The organism is Nocardia sp. PLKS1-43, assembly GCF_059510335.1.
In genome coordinates this window covers 70,635-87,564 of sequence record NZ_JCAJZQ010000010.1, presented here as the reverse complement: position 1 = coordinate 87,564, position 16,930 = coordinate 70,635, and the positions used below count along the sequence as shown (strand labels likewise).

16 protein-coding genes are annotated in these 16,930 nt (G+C 66.8%); 12 read left to right on the top strand and 4 right to left on the bottom strand.

Features of this window, described 5'->3' with window-relative positions; genetic code table 11:
* The first annotated feature begins 6 nt into the window (after positions 1-6).
* Together AC5WS7_RS29345 and AC5WS7_RS29340 are read left to right on the top strand one after the other, a co-directional pair.
* Positions 7-300 (top strand): WXG100 family type VII secretion target, encoded by a 294-nt coding sequence (locus AC5WS7_RS29345; RefSeq protein WP_495957843.1) that lies wholly within the window; start codon positions 7-9, stop codon positions 298-300.
* Positions 301-454: 154 nt separating this feature from the next.
* On the top strand, positions 455-2,134 hold the full coding sequence (locus tag AC5WS7_RS29340) for a hypothetical protein (RefSeq protein ID WP_495957842.1): 1,680 nt from the start codon (positions 455-457) through the stop codon (positions 2,132-2,134).
* Between the two features lie 38 nt (positions 2,135-2,172).
* On the opposite strand, the gene AC5WS7_RS29335 is transcribed toward AC5WS7_RS29340, so the two are convergent.
* Positions 2,173-2,976, bottom strand: a complete 804-nt coding sequence (locus tag AC5WS7_RS29335; protein ID WP_495957841.1) for an ESX secretion-associated protein EspG — start codon at positions 2,974-2,976, stop codon at positions 2,173-2,175.
* The gene (locus tag AC5WS7_RS29330; protein WP_495957840.1) at positions 2,973-5,090 is read right to left on the bottom strand and encodes a hypothetical protein; all 2,118 of its coding nucleotides are present in this window, start codon (positions 5,088-5,090) and stop codon (positions 2,973-2,975) included. The genes AC5WS7_RS29335 and AC5WS7_RS29330 overlap by 4 nt, the downstream gene beginning before the upstream one ends.
* Before the next feature lie 294 nt (positions 5,091-5,384).
* Here AC5WS7_RS29330 and AC5WS7_RS29325 point away from each other — a divergent pair, with 294 nt between their 5' ends.
* The 9 genes from AC5WS7_RS29325 to AC5WS7_RS29285 all read left to right on the top strand — a co-directional run bounded on the left by AC5WS7_RS29325 (position 5,385) and on the right by AC5WS7_RS29285 (position 11,054).
* Entirely contained in the window at positions 5,385-5,816 is a 432-nt protein-coding gene (locus AC5WS7_RS29325) for a hypothetical protein (RefSeq protein WP_495957839.1), read from the top strand.
* A 46-nt stretch (positions 5,817-5,862) separates the two neighbouring features.
* Positions 5,863-6,165 (top strand): YbaB/EbfC family nucleoid-associated protein, encoded by a 303-nt coding sequence (locus tag AC5WS7_RS29320; protein WP_495957838.1) that lies wholly within the window; start codon positions 5,863-5,865, stop codon positions 6,163-6,165.
* Between the two features lie 140 nt (positions 6,166-6,305).
* Positions 6,306-6,593, top strand: coding sequence for a type VII secretion target (locus tag AC5WS7_RS29315; protein WP_495957837.1), 288 nt, complete (start codon positions 6,306-6,308; stop codon positions 6,591-6,593).
* A gap of 5 nt (positions 6,594-6,598) precedes the next feature.
* Positions 6,599-8,131: a hypothetical protein gene (locus tag AC5WS7_RS29310; RefSeq protein ID WP_495957836.1), complete on the top strand. Its 1,533-nt coding sequence runs from the start codon at positions 6,599-6,601 to the stop codon at positions 8,129-8,131.
* 32 nt (positions 8,132-8,163) lie between these two features.
* Positions 8,164-8,490: a PE family protein gene (locus AC5WS7_RS29305; protein WP_495957835.1), complete on the top strand. Its 327-nt coding sequence runs from the start codon at positions 8,164-8,166 to the stop codon at positions 8,488-8,490.
* Complete coding sequence (locus AC5WS7_RS29300) at positions 8,491-9,489, top strand: PPE domain-containing protein (RefSeq protein WP_495957834.1); 999 nt, start codon at positions 8,491-8,493, stop codon at positions 9,487-9,489. It abuts the gene before it with no gap.
* On the top strand, positions 9,489-10,316 hold the full coding sequence (locus AC5WS7_RS29295) for an ESX secretion-associated protein EspG (RefSeq protein WP_495957833.1): 828 nt from the start codon (positions 9,489-9,491) through the stop codon (positions 10,314-10,316). The genes AC5WS7_RS29300 and AC5WS7_RS29295 overlap by 1 nt, the downstream gene beginning before the upstream one ends.
* A gap of 86 nt (positions 10,317-10,402) precedes the next feature.
* The gene (locus tag AC5WS7_RS29290; protein WP_495957832.1) at positions 10,403-10,684 is read left to right on the top strand and encodes a WXG100 family type VII secretion target; all 282 of its coding nucleotides are present in this window, start codon (positions 10,403-10,405) and stop codon (positions 10,682-10,684) included.
* A 73-nt stretch (positions 10,685-10,757) separates the two neighbouring features.
* The gene (locus AC5WS7_RS29285; protein WP_495957831.1) at positions 10,758-11,054 is read left to right on the top strand and encodes a WXG100 family type VII secretion target; all 297 of its coding nucleotides are present in this window, start codon (positions 10,758-10,760) and stop codon (positions 11,052-11,054) included.
* Positions 11,055-11,391: 337 nt separating this feature from the next.
* Here AC5WS7_RS29285 and eccE read toward each other — a convergent pair whose 3' ends face one another.
* Positions 11,392-13,200, bottom strand: a complete 1,809-nt coding sequence (gene eccE, locus AC5WS7_RS29280; protein ID WP_495957830.1) for a type VII secretion protein EccE — start codon at positions 13,198-13,200, stop codon at positions 11,392-11,394.
* A gap of 219 nt (positions 13,201-13,419) precedes the next feature.
* Here eccE and eccB point away from each other — a divergent pair, with 219 nt between their 5' ends.
* Positions 13,420-14,964 (top strand): type VII secretion protein EccB, encoded by a 1,545-nt coding sequence (eccB, locus tag AC5WS7_RS29275; protein ID WP_495957829.1) that lies wholly within the window; start codon positions 13,420-13,422, stop codon positions 14,962-14,964.
* Between the two features lie 85 nt (positions 14,965-15,049).
* Here the strand turns inward: eccB and eccA are convergent, their stop codons facing one another.
* Positions 15,050-16,873, bottom strand: coding sequence for a type VII secretion AAA-ATPase EccA (gene eccA, locus AC5WS7_RS29270; protein WP_495957828.1), 1,824 nt, complete (start codon positions 16,871-16,873; stop codon positions 15,050-15,052).
* Between the last annotated feature and the right edge of the window lie 57 nt (positions 16,874-16,930).

Genomic DNA, 16,930 nt, shown 5'->3' with positions numbered 1-16,930 from the left:
AATTCGATGGGTAAACCGGTCGAAGTCGACACCACGAAACTGCGGCAGGCCGCGGGCACGATGAACGATGTCACCAGCCGGGTCACCACGGTCATCAACACGCTGAAGAACGGCCTGAACGCCAAGGGATATCCCTGGGGCCACGACCATTACGGCGACAAGTTCACCGGCGGCGAGAGCGGTTACACCACCTCCAGCAAGAACCTGTTGGCAGGCGGGGACAATATGGTGGCCTCACTCGGCAAGTTCGGCACCGGTATGACCGATGCCGCGCAGAAGATGGATGATATGGACCACTAGTCCCGGGTTTCGGCCGCGGTCGTTTTCGAAGTATTGGCTCGTCGTTCACGTCGATCGGCGATACCGTTGAATAGCGTGACGGTCGGTGACACGGCATGATTGCGCGTGTCCGTGATGAGGCAGGCCGTTGCGGCACACAGGAGGGTTCGAGCACATGACCGATCCGCACCAGGAGGCCCCGAAGGGCCAGGACGCGCCGGACGTCACCTTCAGCCTGGGCGGTCTCCTGGGTGGGGACACGTCCGGCGACCCCGCGGCCCCGGCCGCTGCCCCGGCCGCGGCCCCGGCCGCGGGGCCGGCGGCGGACGCGAGTGCCGCGCCGACGCCGCAGGCCGCTGCCGAAGCGCCACTGGACATCTCGCTCGTGGACGAGGAAGCGCCCGGTGCTGCCCCCGCCGCGCCGCAGCCCGCTGCCGAGGAACCCTCCTCCATCGAGCAGCAGGCGACCCAGCTCGCGCACACCATCGCCCGCGAACTGGCGGTCGCCGGCCCGGAGGGCTGGAGGCGGCTCGAGGCGTACTTCGCCATCACCGTCGCGGGCGGGGTGACCTACACCCTGTACTACGACGACGCCGATCGGGTGGCGCGGCGCGAACCGTCCTCGGAGATCCTCGATCTGGTGCAGATGCAGCGCGAGGTTTCCGCGCAACTCGGTGACGGCCCGTGGTGGCGGATGGAGATCCGGCTCGATGTCGCCGGTCACATCGAGGCCGACTACGACTACGGTGACGAGCCGTTCCCCGAGGATCAGATGCTGGTCCCGGACGCGTATCTGGCGGACCTGCAAGCCTTTCCGCGTGAGCGGCTGCCGGTGTGGTTGGCCGCGTATGTCGGTCACGACAACCGGCAGTGGCGTTCGCCGCAGCAGGCCGCGCAGAACGCCCGCGCGGATCGGGAGGGGGGCGTCGTCCCGGTCCCGTCGTACGACGATTTCCCTGTGCTGCCGGTGTTCTGGTCGCGCTGGGCCACTATCGCGGCGGCCTTCGTCGCGATCGGCTCGGACTGGGGGCCGCGGGTGCTGCCCGCGCTGGGCGTTTTCGAGGGCGCCTCGCGCAGCGGCTCGACGCTGTACATCCTGCCCGGCGGGCGCGCTGTGCTGTCCGGCGGCGTCTGGGACGCACCCGCGCTGGATGCCGCCTACAACGATGGTGAACCGATGCCGGACCTGTATTCCGGTGCGCCGGAATGGGTTGCGAACCAGGTCTTGAATCCGCGCGCGGCGCGCGGGCTGATGTCGTTCTGCTACTGGTGGGATCGCGACAGCTGGTATCGCGGCGAATCGCCGACCTCCGACCAGATCAGCTCCGCGATTCCGGGCGTGTGGTCCGCCGATACGGTCGCCGACGTGCTGTGCGGCGTGGTGAGCAACGATCCGAGCACTGAACAGCGCACTGCCGCAATGAATCTGGTGTCCGCCGCCGAGGCGGGCGTGGTCACCCGCGAAACCCTCACCGCGCTGTTCGACGACCCCGCCGACGATATCGACGGCGCCCTCTACCAGTTGTCGCTGGCGGGTCTGGTGACCGGCGATCCGGTTGCGCTGTCCCAGGATCGGGCCATCGCCCTGGTGCGCGAGCACATCCTGAGCCTGGGCATCGACACCACCAACTACCCGGTCGAGGAGCTCGTCGCCGAGCGCCTGAACGTCGGCTGGATGGTCTTCGTACCGGTCCCGGAGGGCGAGATCGCCATCGGCCGCGCGATCTTCTACATCGCCGACGACGGAGTGATCGAACAGTCGTCCTCGTCCACAGCGCCGTCTGTCTACGCCACGGGTTTCGAGGAGCGTTTCCACCAGCGGCAGACCGGTGCGGCAGCCGATCTATCGATTTGATCCGGCGCCGCGCGGCCCGGGCGCGGCGGGGGAGCGAGTCAGGCGGATTCGTCCTTGATGCTGCGCACCATGGTCACGATCTCGCTGTTGATCAGGTTGATCAGGTGATCCTTGTCCGCGCAATGGGCGACGTTCGGCGTATCGGCCGAGGTGACGTATCGGCCGTCCTCGCTGACGTCGCGCCAGTGCAGGGCCCGCTGAATTCGCCCGCGCGGGCCGAATGCCGAACGCATCTGGCTGATTTCGATCATGCCCCGGGTGGTGACGGGCATGCTCATGAATCGACGCGCCGTGTCGGCGGAGCCGAGCTGGATGGGTTCCAGCACCGCGGATCGGCCGTAGGCGTAATCGGTGGCGGTTTCATCGGTGTCATCGATCTCGGTGTCTTCGTTCGAGAGCACGACCTCGGGGATACGTCCGGCGTTCATCTCCGGCAGATTCGCCACGATGGCGTCCGCCAACCGCACTGCCTCACACTCCGTCGCGACGAAACCGCCGCTGTGCCAGAATGTTTCGCCCGGCTTCTGCCGAACGACCCAGCCGTGCGGGCCTTTTCGAGCACCGAACAGCCGAATGGCGGCCTTCGGATCGAGGATGTCCACACCGCTGTACCCACGGACGGTGACGAGTATGTCGGCGGTCGTCAGCACGTCGAACAGCGCACCGATGCCCTCCCGTCGGAGTTGCTGTATGCGGTCGGCGATACGTAATTGGGCGTGCTCCAAGGCATCCAGAGTTCGGATATCCGTGGTGTACGACAACGGAAGCGGGACCATGTTGCCGTCTGCCCGGTTCCAGAGCGTGACGAACTCCAGGTCGGTGAGATCCCACACCCGCGTCACCGGTCCACGACGGGCCGGGCGACGACCACGGGATCACCGAGCGCCTCGTCGAGGTCCTCATCGGACTGCAGATAGTCCGGCCGCTTGTACTTGTCGTCGTCCTTACCGCCGCGCCCGGCGCCGCCCATGGCGGGCATACCCATACCCGGCATTCCGGTGGTCGACGCGGCAGCCACCGAATGAGTGGTGTCGGCCAGTTCGCCCTCCGTGGCGGCGCTCAAAGTGGCGCTGGCCCTGGGGAACAGCTTCGACGAGGCGAGCGCGGCATCCTTCGAGATCGTGTCGAGGGGCGAGGAGAGTCCATCGCCTCCGCCACCGCCGCCACCGCCTCCGGCCAGGCCGGTGAGCGCCTTCTTGGCCTCGTCCGCCAGCTCCCCGGGCGTTTTCTCGAGGTCCGCCAGGCGGGCCGCGGCCTGCTGCTGGGTCTGCTGCAACTGCGACTGTGCGGTGGACATGAGCGAACTGAGCAACTGCTGGCCCATCGACAGGGCGGTGCCCAGCTGGCTGAACACATCAGTGCTCGACGACGTCCCGCTGCCGCTGGTTCCGAAAGCGCTGCTCCCCGAGCCGGAGCCGGACGTGGCTCCGGGGTAGGTGCTCCAGCCCTGTGAGGAGGAGGTGCCGGAAGTGCCCGTCGATCCGTAGCCGGTTCCGTACGGACTGTTGCTCGCGGACTGCTGTTCCAGTTGAGCGAGTTTGGCGTTGGCTTTCTTGGCCGCGGCGGCAGCCGCACGGCTGCTGGCGCTGCTGGACCCGTCGGTGTTGCCGCTCCCGCTGGGGGTGCTCGGGTTACTCGGAGTGGACGGGGTGCCGTTCTTGTTCTTGTTCTTGTTCGGGTCGCCGGTATTGTCGGGTGGCGGTGGCGGGGCGGGATTGGTGGCCAGCGCCGGCGGCGATGTCAGCATCGGAATGGCCGACGATGCGGTGGCGACCGCTTTGACATAGGTATCGTCGAATTCATTGATCGCATCGGCGCGTTTTTGTTCGGCAACGTGGATGTCCACGTCCACATTGGACATGCTGGCTTCGCTCAGAGTGCCGTTGGCGATCTTGTCGATCGTATCCTGCGCGTTCGCGATCGCGTGATCGTACTCATCCAGGTCCGGCTTGATCTTGCCGATCGCCTCGCTCGTTTTACCGACCACCGCATCCAGAGCGTCGCCGATCGTGTTGAATTGTGACACCAAGCCGTCGCCCTTGGTGCCGATAATTCCGGACTGAAAAGCCTTCGCGTTGTCGATCGCGGCGTCGTGACCTTTTCCGGTCCAGTCCGATACGGCTGACGTCAGGCTTGTGAAAAACGTATCCGCCGCGCCCTGCAGATCGCTGGCAGCTTTTTTCCACGCCGCAGGCTTGATCTGGTTCTTGGTGTCCGGATTGGCGACAAAGGTCCTCAGTCTTTCTTCCCACTGGCCGGCGCCCAATTCCAGGACAGGGTTCTTCACACCTTGACTCACCTGCTGTTTTGCGCGCGCCAGCAGTTGATCGGGGGTGGGATTATTGGGGTCGTGTGTATCGTCGTTTATATTGACGGGATCCGGCACTTTTGTCTTGGGAATGTAATCCGGTCCCTGGTCCTCGGTGCTGCCCCCCAACGTGTAGCGCGACTGTTTGTAGCCGTCGATCAGGGAATCGCTCGGTTCTTTGTAGGGCGATTTCACCATGGCGTCGAGGCTCGCGGACCATTTATGGCCGAGGTCGACCGAAGACGATGAAACGTCGACCAGTGCCGAAAACTCGTCGTCCGCCTCCTTGGTGCTGCCGTACAGGTTGCCGGCCTTGCTCACCTTATCGGCGTTGCCCTGGTCGGTGGCGTTGTAGAATTTTCCGACCTGGAGGAACGCGTTACCGAAGTGGTTGAACGCGTCTCGGGTGTTCTTGAGGATTTCGTAAGCGGCGAGCCCGGCGCTGTAGAACTCGCCGCCCAATGATTTTCCGGAATCCACGGCGCTGATCGGATCGTTGTTGGTGATCCCGGCGGTGACCAGGTCGTACATGATCGTCTGCAGTTGTACGTACCCGTCGGCGCACACCTGCGCGGCCTTGCCCATCACGTCCTCCGGCACCGAGATGGGGTCCGTGGTGAACTGCCACTTGGGGACGTCCGGAGCCATCGCACTCCTACCTCTCTGCGATCACGTCATCCGCTGTGCCGGCGGTCCGCCCGCACGTGGGATAACCGTGAGCCCCCACACCCGAACGGAAGACGAACCGCGCCCGCGGCTCGCTGGTGTACCACACCCGCCCACCCCATCCTGACATATATCGGCGACAGGCGCGCCGGGATATTGCCGCGTCGACAACCCTGCGCAGGCACTGTCCGCGGCCTTCGGACAGGCGGATATGGCAACGCGCGGCGTATTCTGAGGCGGGCGCGGCCGACGAGATGAACGAATGGGGATCCTGTCATGAACGCGGAGAACTTCGGGCCGGCAATGGATCCGGTCGTGGGCGAGCAGGCGGCTCAGGAGGAGTCCGGCGACGGTGCCCCGGTCGCCGAGCAGGCGCAGCAGCCGGTGCTCGTGGAGTGGTCCGCGGCCAACCGGACCGGGTCGATCTCGGTGCGAACCACCGAACAGGGTCTGCCGCTGGGGATTTCGGTGGATCCGGCCGAATTGCGGCGCGATCCACAGGCTTTGGCGGCCGAGGTGTTGCGGCTGTGCAAACAGGCGGCGAATCGTGCTGCGCTGGCGCGGCGGTCGGAACTCGAGGAGGCCGGGGTCGCGCCGGAGGCGTTGCGTCGGATGGGGCTGCCCACCCCCGCGGAGGTCGCGCAGAGCGAGCTCCAGGAGGAGGACGAGTACGAGACCGAGCCGGACAGCTGGCTGCGGTCCGTCTGAGACGGTCCGGCCCGTCCGAACGACGAAAACCCTTGGGAGGAGCCTCATGTACGAAACGATGGACGAGCTCGAGGCCAGCGTTCGCCGGCGGCTGTACCGGCTGCGTGACCTCGGTGATCAGATGGCGGGGGTGCGCGCTCGCGAGACCGCGCCGGACGAATCGTTGACCGTCGAGGTCGACGGCAACGGCGCGCTCGTGGATCTGCAACTGTCCGAATCGATTTCGCGGATGACCCCGGAACAGTTCGAGAACACTCTGGTGACCACGGCGTATGCCGCTGCGCGCCAAGCCTTTGCCGAACGTGCCGATCTGGTTAATACGTTCAATGACGAGGTTTCGAGCTGGTGAACTTCTGACCGAAGGCCGCAGGCCCTGGGCTACGAGGGCAGCAATTGCGTAGCGCGATGAGCGCGGCTCCGCTTACCATTGGTGGCAAGTAAGGATTTTCGTCACCGGATCGGGGTTTTACGATGGAGCCTTTTGTCACAGTGCCGGATGCCATCCGCGGATACGGCGCGTCGTCGGCCGCGATGGCGACGACGATCGCCACGGTCGGCAATGTCGACCAGGCCGCCACCGTGGGTGCGGCGGTGCCGGTGTTCGGCTTGATCGGCCAGGATTTCCTGGCGGCGTTCGCCTATGCGCAGGCCAACCACATCTCGTCGGTCAACGAGCTCGCCAACGTGCACGCCGGAACCGCGCTCGCCGCCTTCACGGCCGCGGATCACTACCAGGCCACCGATGACGACTCCGCCGCGCACCTCGGCTCGGTATAAGCCCGATGAGCGCGCCACTCGACCCCAGCATCTCGGATCTGCTGCGGGGTAGCTCACTGGCGCCGATGATGGATCAGCCGGTGAGCCACATCCTGCACAGTATGGGATTGCCGCAGCTGCCGACCATTCCACCGATGCCGCCCCTGCCGGGATTGCCGCCGATGCCGGTGATCGACCTGACGGCGATCGTCCGCCCGCTCACCGACATGGCCTCGAGTTTCGGCACCGGGCAGTTCGGCGGCGCCGCCGTGCACCCCGCTGTCGGTGTCGCACCGGTGCCCAGCAATCCGGTGAATGTACCTGCGGTACAACATAATTCACCGACGCCGCAGGCGAACGCACCGCAGGCGGCCGCGCCGCGGCCCGCGACCCCGGGGGCCCCCGCGGGCGCCAACGCGCCGGGCGCGCCGACCGCCGCGCAGCCGAATGTCGATCCGACCCAGGTACTCACGGCGATCACCACCGGCCTGCAGACCGCCATGCAGCTCGGCATGTCGGCACTGCAGCTGGTGATGCAGATGTGGCAGGGCCAGGGCGCGCAGCAGGCGGCCTCGACCGCCGCGCGCACGGAGTCCACCGGTAACCAGCTGGCCGCGCAGAGCACCGGGCAGAAGGCGATTCTCGGCGCGGGCGCGACCTCGGTCTTCACCGGCGGCGCGCTGATGGCGACCGTGGTCGGCAAGTACATGACCACGATGGCCCTCACCGCACCGGCTCTGTCGGTGCCCGGCGGTGCGGCGTTCGTGGTCGCCGAGACGGCCGAAGCCATCGCCGAGGCGCTCGCGGTGATCACCAAGACGCGCGTCGAGCTGACCATCCACTCGGCCAATATGACCGAGGCCGGGCAGAAGGTGGCGGTCAGCACCGCACCCACCGGCGTCAACGCGGCGTCCCGGGCGGCGACCGCCGCGGATACCGCATCCGCCACCTCCGGCTCGTCCAGCAGCGAACTCCAGCAGCTGATGCAACTGATCACGCCGGTGGGCCAATTGCTCACCACCGGAGCGCAATCCGCGACGCAGCTGGGGGAGGCGGCCAAAACTCTCGTCCCCGGCATCACCACGACACCCACGGCGGCGGCGCTGTCCGGCGACAAGATCGCGCTGGGTGCGTACAAGGGATCGGATTCGAAGAGTTCCGACGCTGCCGGCGGTGCCGGCGTCGGCGGCGCCGGCAGCATCGCCGCGGTTCCGGCGACGCCGCTCACCCCGTACGTCGGAACCCAGCTGGCCGGCGGCGCCACCGCCGGGCCGGGCGCGGCGGCGGCCTCCGAGGCGCTCGCGGCCGAGCCGGTGGCGACATCGACCCCGTTGTCCGCCGCCAGCCCCATGATGCCGATGGGTGGTGCGGGCGCCGCCGCGGTGGCGGCCAGAGGTGTCGGTGGTGCGGGCGATGCCGATGGCGGGACGAACAGCAATCTGGTCACCGGGGTTAACGGTGATGAGGTCATAGGCGATCTCAAAGGTGCGACGTTGCCCGTGGTCGGCGCCTACGTCCGGGCCACCGAAGCGCCACCCGACAAAGAACTGACGTTGTGATGGTGCAGCGCAAACCAATTGGAGGGATCGTCATGACAGACAACAACTTCGACGGGGTGTACTTCAGCCCGGCTGCCGCGACCGACGCCGCGGGCCGGCTGGACGCGCTGGCCCAGCGCCTGCAGCAGGACATGCAGACCAGCAAGACCGCGCTCACCGTTCCGGCGGCCGGGACCGACGAGGTGTCGGTGCGTGCCGCGCACACCATGAACGAGGTCGCGGGCTCGTTCTCGACCAGTGCGGATGCGGGCGTACTCGAACTGCAGAAGCTGGCCGCCTCGCTGCGGGCCCAGGTCACGCATTTCGATCGGGTCGAGAACGAGAACACCACCGGGATCGAGCAGGCACGGTCGGTCTAGATGATCGAGCCACCGCAGCCCGGATTCACCGGGGTCGTCTGGGAGGCGCGCGAACCCGACCGGCTCGCACGCGATCTCGACACCGGCCCCGGTCCGCTTCCGATGGCCGAGGCCGGTGCCGCCTGGTCCCGCCTGGCCGTCGGTTTCGCGGCTGCGGCGGCCGAGTACGAGGCGATCGTCGTCAGCCTGCGCGGCGCGTGGCAGTCGATCAACAGCGCCGGTGTGCACGACCGCATTTCGGCGTTGCGTGATTGGCTGGCCGGTGCCGCGCAGGCGGCGGCCGCCAATGCCGCCAAAGCGCAGGAGCATGCCGCGGCCAATGAGCTGGCTCGCCTGACGATGCCGAATATGGCCGACATCAAGGCGATTCAGGAAGCGCAGCAGATGTTGCAGCTGATCGGCGTCTCGCTGGGCGCACCGATCCAGGCGATCGCGGCGGTCACCGATACCGATTCGGATATGGCCAAGGCCACGGCGTCCCGGGTGATGCGCGTCTACGAGGCGGCCACCGAGCCGCTGGCCACTCCGTGGGTGCAGGACCATCCGCCGCAGCTGACCACCGGTGCCGCGCTGGCGGCCGAGCAGGCCGGAGCGCAGGCGCCGAAACTGCCCACGCCCGAGGGCGTCACGATACTGCCGCCGAATTTCGATCCGGCCGCGTTCGCCATCGCGCCGCCGGCCAAGACCGCTTACCGCGCACCGTCTTTGGTGGAGTCGGCGACCACGGCCGAGGAGGCCGCGGAGGTCGTTCCGGCGTCCGCGACCGGTTCCGCGAGCCCGATTCCCGCCGGCGGCGTCCCGGGCGCGGTCGCACCGGCCGCGGCGGGGTCGACGTTGCAGAACGAGGAGCATCGCGCCGGAATCGCGGTGGAAGGTGCGGACGCGATCGGCATCGACAACGGAATCGTCAGTGCCCCTGCTGTTCTCGGTGGTTCGACCGCCGCGCCGCAGCAGACCGCACAGGCCGCGCCGGGTACCGCTCAGCCCGGAGCGGCCTGATGACGACGCTCACCAACGACGGCCTGTTCGCGGTGGCCGAGCGTCTCGGTGTGCAGACCCTGCCGGTGGTGCTCGCCGTTGCGCCGCAACACGATTCGCACGACGACTGGCAGGCGGCGCAGCAGGAGGCGATCGCCGGACTGACCGAGGCCGGGGTGTTCGACTCCTACGGCGAGGTGAGTCCGGATCTGGCACAGGCGTTGTTCGTCCTGGCGCAGCCAGAGCGCGAACTGGTGGCGCGGATCTACCGCGTCGCGCCCGATCGTGCCGGCGCGGAGCCGGGCGAACCCGCCGACGTGGTGCGAGTGTGCTTGGCGCGCAGGGGAGAAGACCACGCGATCGCCGTGCGTACCGGCGACGATTTCGAGCTGGCGACCTTCTGGTCCGACGGTTCGGGCGAGTCGCTGGCGCGTCCGCTGCTCGGTGCGCTCGGATCGTGCGCACCGGCCGAGATTCCCGATTTCAATGTGCCGTCACAAGATCTGAGCGAGCGGCTCAGTGCGGCGAACACCGCCACGGAGTATGCCGACGCCTGTTATGCACTCGGCGTGCCAGATCGCGAGGCCACCATTCTCGGACTGGCCTTCGAATCATGTTATGCCTACGCCGAAATCGTGGCTTACACGCACGAGGACGGCATTGCCACCCGGACGCCGGGCGCCGTCGCGATGTACGACACCGGCCGCGGCCGGATTATCGCCATTCCGGCGCTGGCGCCCGATCAGCAGTCTTGGTCGACCGTCACATCGGGTACGGATCACCGGATCGCGCAGGCGATTTCGGCGCTGATCCAGTTGTTGCCCGGGGAAAGGTGGCTGCGGCTATAAGTTCTGAAATATGTCCGGAAGTCTTCTATTCTGAGGAGGTCGGACGACCTCCGAACAGCAGTAAACCGTGATGAAAGGTTGGGAAAATGGCAGGCGCAGTCGGTCTTGATAAGGCCGCCATCGAGAAGGTGGCCAACGACATGGACACCTCGATCAACAACATTCGTAACCACATCCAGAAGATCGAAGATGCCGCCGACGCCGCCAAGGCCGGGTGGCACGGTGACGCGAACGCCTCGTTCGTGAAGTCCGCCACCGCGTGGCACGAGGAGGCGGAGACCCTCAAGGCCAACCTCACCGCGCTGCACCAGGCCGTTGTCGACGGCAAGAACAAGCTGCTGTCGATGGACCAGGAAAACGCTGGCTGATCGCATTCCGGCACCCGCCGACGCAGCGGCGATCCTGCTGCACCCCATTCCTTCACGATGAGGAGATACATTCATGAGTGATATCCTTTACGACCCCGCCACAATGAACACGCTGTACGACGACCTGCAGCACTCCGGTTCGCAGCTCAAGCAGGAGGGGCAGAACCTCGAGACGAACGCCACCGCGTTCCACAACGCTCTGCAGGGTGACAACGCGTCGGCCAACTTCGACTCGGTGCACAAGAAGTGGTCGGACGAGTTCAGCCAGCACCTGGGCGTTCTCGACCAGCTTTCCAACTCGGTGGAGGAGGCGCTGCACCGTGCGCTGGCCGCCGACTCCGCCGTCGGTCAGGGCTTCGAGGTCTTCTGATTTCGCGGCGTGAACGGCCGCTCGGGGAACTCCGAGCGGCCGTTCACATATTCGAACCATCCGGCCGTGCGAAATATCTTTGCGCGGCCTTTCCGCTGTTGTCCGGCAGCGTAATCCAAACGCGGGCGGCGCAATCGAATCGGGTCTGCCGACAACGAAGGGACTTCCGTTCCTGCTTTCGTTTCGAATACCGAATCTTCGGATAAGACGGGGTTTCCCGTTGCCGGCGCAAACCTGGACGGCCGCCGGATGCGTGTTCACATATGTGGCGAAGAATTCACGTATATGACCGAATCCGAAACGGCGGCACTCCGATATCTCGGTGCTCCAGGCGAATTCATCGTGTGGCGAGCGATTCCCCGATGTATTGCATCTCGTCCGGGGTGGTGACCATGTGCACCGTCGCCGAATCGGTCGCGGTGCGGACGGTGATCATATTCGGCGACGCGGGATCCTGCAGCAGCGTGACGTCGGCGTCGAACGGGCTTTCCGGACCGTCCTCGTCGCGCACGTGCAGAATCGTGGCCCCACCCGGCAGCGCCGTCGGAGTGATCCCGTCGAAGACCACGACAGTCGTTGTGGGATAAGAGCTTCCGGGCTGCATCGGCGGTGCGGGCGGATGGTGACTCGCGCCCGCCGAACGCGGTGCGAGCGAAAGCGAATGCGGTGCGGCCACACTCGCGACCATGGCGTTCCAGGCATCGGGCCGAGCGGTGTGCACCACCGTATGCGCACCCAGCGCGATCGCCCGTAATACCACCTGCTGGGCCAGGTCGAGCATGCCGATGACCTCGAGATGCCTTGTGCCCTCACCGATCAGCGGCACCGCGACGCCCTGGCCGGTCGGATCCGCGCCGATCAGCTGCCCGCATCCCGCGGTGGGCACCGCGAGCCCGTCCAGCGCGTCCAGCGGGCCGCGATAGTCCTCCGGCGCCTCTCCGGGCGTCACCGCGATGGGCAGGCTGTCCAGGAAGGCGCGCAGTTGCTGTCCGGGCAGCCGCCGCAGGCCCGGCACCGGCGGGTCGGCCGGTTCGCTGAGGGTGTCGAACCGAACCAGCGCGTGCAGCGCGATGCCGGGCCGGATCTCGTCGTGCCCGGCGTGCACCGGCTGCGGGCGCAGCCGGACGGTGATGGTCGTGGAAAGACTCGGCGCGGCCCACAGATCGGCGAATCCGGGCGAGGCGATCAGGTCGCGCCCGATCGCGTAGCTGGTCAGGTGCAGCCCCTCGTACTCCAGGGTGTTGGGCGATTCGGTGAACTGGTCCGGCGTAATGCCGTGCGTGAGTTGCCTTACCGCACTGTTGATCTCACCGGCGGTCAGCACCGAGACGGTGATGTCGCGTGCGGCGAGCCGGTTGGCGACCCGGCGGGTGGCGATGATCGCCGCGCGCAGCGCCCCGGCCCCGCCGCCGCCGCGGTTGTCCACCGCCTGCGCATTGGCCAGCGGATCGAACCGGAGCACCAGCCACACCGTGCGCCGCGCGATCGCGGGCAGCGGGCCCAGGATGCGGTCGTAGAGCCAGGCGACCGCGCCGTTGCCCGCGGTGCGCGCACCGGTGCTGATGACGTCGATGGAGTCCAGGGTGATGTCGAATTGCCCGAGGCAGTTGGCGATTTCGCTGAGCGGCAGCTCCTGCACCGAGCCGAGCGAGCCCGGGCGCAGCCAGGTCATCGAGTCCGGCGGCGGTTCGATCCGCAGCATGCTGATCAGCCGGTCGTCGTCCCAGCGCACGCCGTAGCTGCCGCCCTCGGGCAGCGGGACGTCGAACGCCTCGGGCGGCTCGGCGCTCGGGTCGTGCCGCCACCGGTTCCAGCGAAAGGTGATGGCGCCGCTGATGATTCCGGCGAGTGTGCGCGGCAGGCGACGGCGCAGCGGCACGAGTCCGATCAACACCACGACGACGCCGATCGCGACGATCAGGTACAGCCGCAGGTGACATGCGGTGGCGATCCAGGCCGCTAGCGCGGCCAGCAACAGCACCGGAACCACCTGGCGCAGCGGGAAATCCCGGAACAGCCAGAAGTCCTGATCATGCAGCGCGATCGCCGGGCGGCCGGTACGCGCCACGCCGTGCTGCGACGGCCCCTCCTGCGATCCGGATTCCCGCTCCTCGGGTCCGGTGTACACGATCGCTTCTTCGACCATCGTTTCCCATATCTGTTCACGAGCCTGCCGCAATGGAGCCCGGCCGGTACGGCCGGAAGCACGGTCCGAATGGCCGGTTTCGCGGATTACGTTACCCGTTTCGGCTGCGAGTGGCGTCCCGCCCGCGCAACCGCTTAGTCTTTTCCCTGCGGGGAGTTCCCGAAATGGGCGGCCACACCCGCGCGTTCGACCGATGCCCTACCGTTCGAGGGAGATCCAGTGCCGGCACAGCTGACGACTCGGGCACAGGTCAATGGTTACCGCTTCCTGCTGCGTCGTCTCGACCACGCGATGGTCCGCCGGGATGTGCGAATGTTGCACGATCCCATGCGCTCACAGTCTCGTTCGCTGATCATCGGCGCCATTCTCGGCGTGCTGGCCGTGGCCGGTTGCATGATCCTGGCGCTGCTGCATCCGCAGGGTTCGGTCGGCAAGGCATCGATCATCGTCGGCAAGGACAGTGCCGCGCTGTTCGTGCTGGTGAAGGACCAGTCCGGGAATCAGACCCTGCATCCGGCGATGAATCTGGCCTCCGCGCGATTGATCAGCGGCACCGCCGAAACGCCCACCTCGGTGAAGGATTCGAAGCTTTCGGCCTACCCGCGCGGCCCGTTGCTGGGGATTCCGGGCGCTCCGAACGCGTTGCCGGGCAGTTCGCAGGGCAATCACTCGGACTGGTCGATGTGCGAATCGGTGGCCCTCTCGGCCAGCGGCAGCGCGACGAGTTCCTCCGCGGTCACCACGACCGTCGTGGCCGGTGCGCCGGAGCTGGGGTCGCGCGCGCGGACCGCGAACCAGGACGAGGCGGTGCTGGTGCGCCACGAGGACAAGACCTATCTGCTCTACGACGGTAAACGCGCGGAGATCGATCCCGGCAATACGGTCGTGGCCCGCACGCTGAATCTGGGCGCGCATCCGGCGCGGGAGACCGGCACCGGCCTGCTCGACGTCGCGGTCCCGATGCCGGCCCTGACCCCGCCGACGATCCCGCAGGCCGGTCATCCGGGCCCGGGTAAGTTGTCGAATGTGCCTGTGGGCGGCGTGATCTCGGTCGCGCCGTTGGAGGGCAGCGGCGCTCCGGACCTGTACGTGGTGCTGTCGAACGGCGTGCAGCACATCGGCCCGTTCGTCGCGCAGTTGATCCGCAACGCCGACTCGCAGGGGATGAGCGAGATCAAGACGGTGCCGCCGGACGCGCTCGACGGCGTTCCCGTGGTGACCACGCTGCATCTGGACCAGTTCCCCACGCAGGTGCCGAAAATCGTTTCCGCCGAGGACGATCCGGTGACCTGCGTGCACTGGAAGAAGAATTCGGGGATGGCCACCGAACAGGCCGAGTCGAGTAATCCGGCGGACAAGGCGGACGTCTCCATGGTGCTGGGAACCCAACTGCCGCTGAGTAATTCGCAGCATCCGGTCAAGCTGGCCACCGCCACCGGCGGCGGCGACCACGTCGACGAGGTGTTCGTCCGGCCGATGTCGGGTGAGTTCGTGCAGACCACCGGGATGGACGCGGGCAGCCTGCGCCGGGACAGTCTGTTCTACATCGCGGACGACGGAGTCCGTTACGCCGTACCGGATCTGGCCACCGCGCAGATGCTGGGCCTGGGCAAGACGCCGCATCTGGCGCCGTGGGCGATCGTGGGCCAGCTGGTCCCGGGGCCGACGCTGTCGCGGACCTCGGCACTGCAGAGTTACGACAGCGTGCCGCCCAGTGCGTCGAGTTCGGACGATTCGTCGAAGACCAGCACGGCGTCCAACTGAGCCGCCGAAACCCGGTCCGGCCCCGAAACGACTGAGGCTCTGCGTCTTTCGAATCCCTTCGCAAGAAGCAGAGCCGCAGTGGTACTCAGCTCAGGCCGAGCGAGGCCAGAATGGTCGCGAGGGCCGCCTGCATGTCCGGCGCCTCGATACGCATCAGCACCGACTCGTCCACCTCGGACAGATCCAGCGAATCGTCGTTGGCCAGACGGAATTCGCGCTCCTCCTCGGCCGCCTCGATGACGTTGCGGATGAAACGACCGTTACCGGCGAGATCGACCCCGCGCCGCGGCTGGCCGCTCTGATCGGTGCTCTCCATGTCGTACAGCCGCCGGCAGGCCGCGACCAGTTGCTCGGTGGCGCCCTCGGCCAGTTCCGAGTCGCGGGACTTGGCGATGACCTCGCCGATCTGTCCCAGCTCCTCGGCGGTGTAGGACGGGAACTGCAGGCGCTTGGAGAAACGTGAGGCCAGACCGTCGTTGGCGGCCAGCAGCCGGTTGATCTCACCGTCGTATCCGGCGATGATCACCACGAGCCGGTCGCGGTCGTTCTCCATGCGGGCCAGCAGCGTGTCCACGGCCTCACGGCCGAAGGCGTCACCGCCGGAAAGGCCGGTTTGGATCAGGGTGTACGCCTCGTCGATGAAAAGCACACCGTCCATTGCGCTATCGATCAATTTATCGGTTTTTATCGCGGTGCTACCCAAATGTTCACCGACGAGATCCATTCGCTTCGCTTCGACGACCTTGTCGGTTTTCAGAATTCCGAGCCCGCAATAGATCTTGGCGACCACGCGAGCGATCGTGGTTTTACCGGTACCCGGCGGACCGGTGAACGCCAGGTGATTGCCACGCGATTTCGCCGAAAGCCCCTTCTCGGCCCGGATCTTGGCCAGCTGCGCACTCGACTGCAACCGGGCGACCTGGGTTTTCACCGAGACCAGACCGATCTGGCGATCGAGTTCCTTGCGCGCCTCGTCCAGGATCTTCTTCGCGCGATCCTGGAATTCGGCCTCCTGCTGCTCCTGCATCGAGGGGGCCGATTCGGGGTCCCAGCGGTCGGTCCGGGCGGCGATGGTCTCCTTGGAGGTGATGGTGATCCGGTAGGTGCGATCCCGCATGGCCTCGGTGTTCGCGGCGAAGTCGGGCGCCTGCGAGTACACCTTCTCGAAGAGCTTCTGCGCCTCTGCCTCGGCGCCGTTCTCGCGCAGGCACAGGCCGCGACAGAACATCGCCGTGGTGCGCGCGGCCGGAATCGGGCCGTGCTCGGCCATTTCCATGCGGCGAATGGCCTCACCGAACAGGCCCAGCTGAGCGCAGGCCGAACCGACCATGACGTGCGCGCCCGCCGCCATGAACGGATCGTCCCACTCGGCCGAACCGGCCAGCACGGTCATCACATCGGGCCAGCGCTGGGTGTTGTAGTGCAGGACACCGCGCACGTAGGCCGAAATCCGGTTGTCCGGCTCGGTTTCCGGGGCCGGCTGCTGGCCGCGACGGAATTCGGCGAGTTCGTCGAGGACCTTCTCGGCCTCGTCGTATTGTTTGGCGGCGATGAGCTGCGCGGCGTGGGCGACCCAGATCTCGGTGTAGTTCGCGAGCGGGTAGTCGATGTACAGGCCGGTGACGAACCGACCGGCCAGCTCGCGCGGGCGCAGTCCCAACCGGCGTTGCTCACGGTAGAGCGTTGCGCCACTGGTCTTCTGCAGTTGGGTGAGCACCTCGGGGGTCGTCTCGCCGGCGGCGGCCAGGCCCAACCAGGCGTCGCACATCGTGGGATCCCACTCGGTGGCCCGCTGGAACGCCAGTTTGGCGTACTCCAGGTCGCGCGTGGCCTCTTGGCCGTCGATCGTCAGACCCAGCGACAGAACGCCGGCGTCGAAGGCGCGTTGAGCTTGGCGGTTGCTGGTCATAACACTCGAACCCCGAATTTTCTTTTGTGAAGGCCCATTCCGTATCTCTCCTGACCA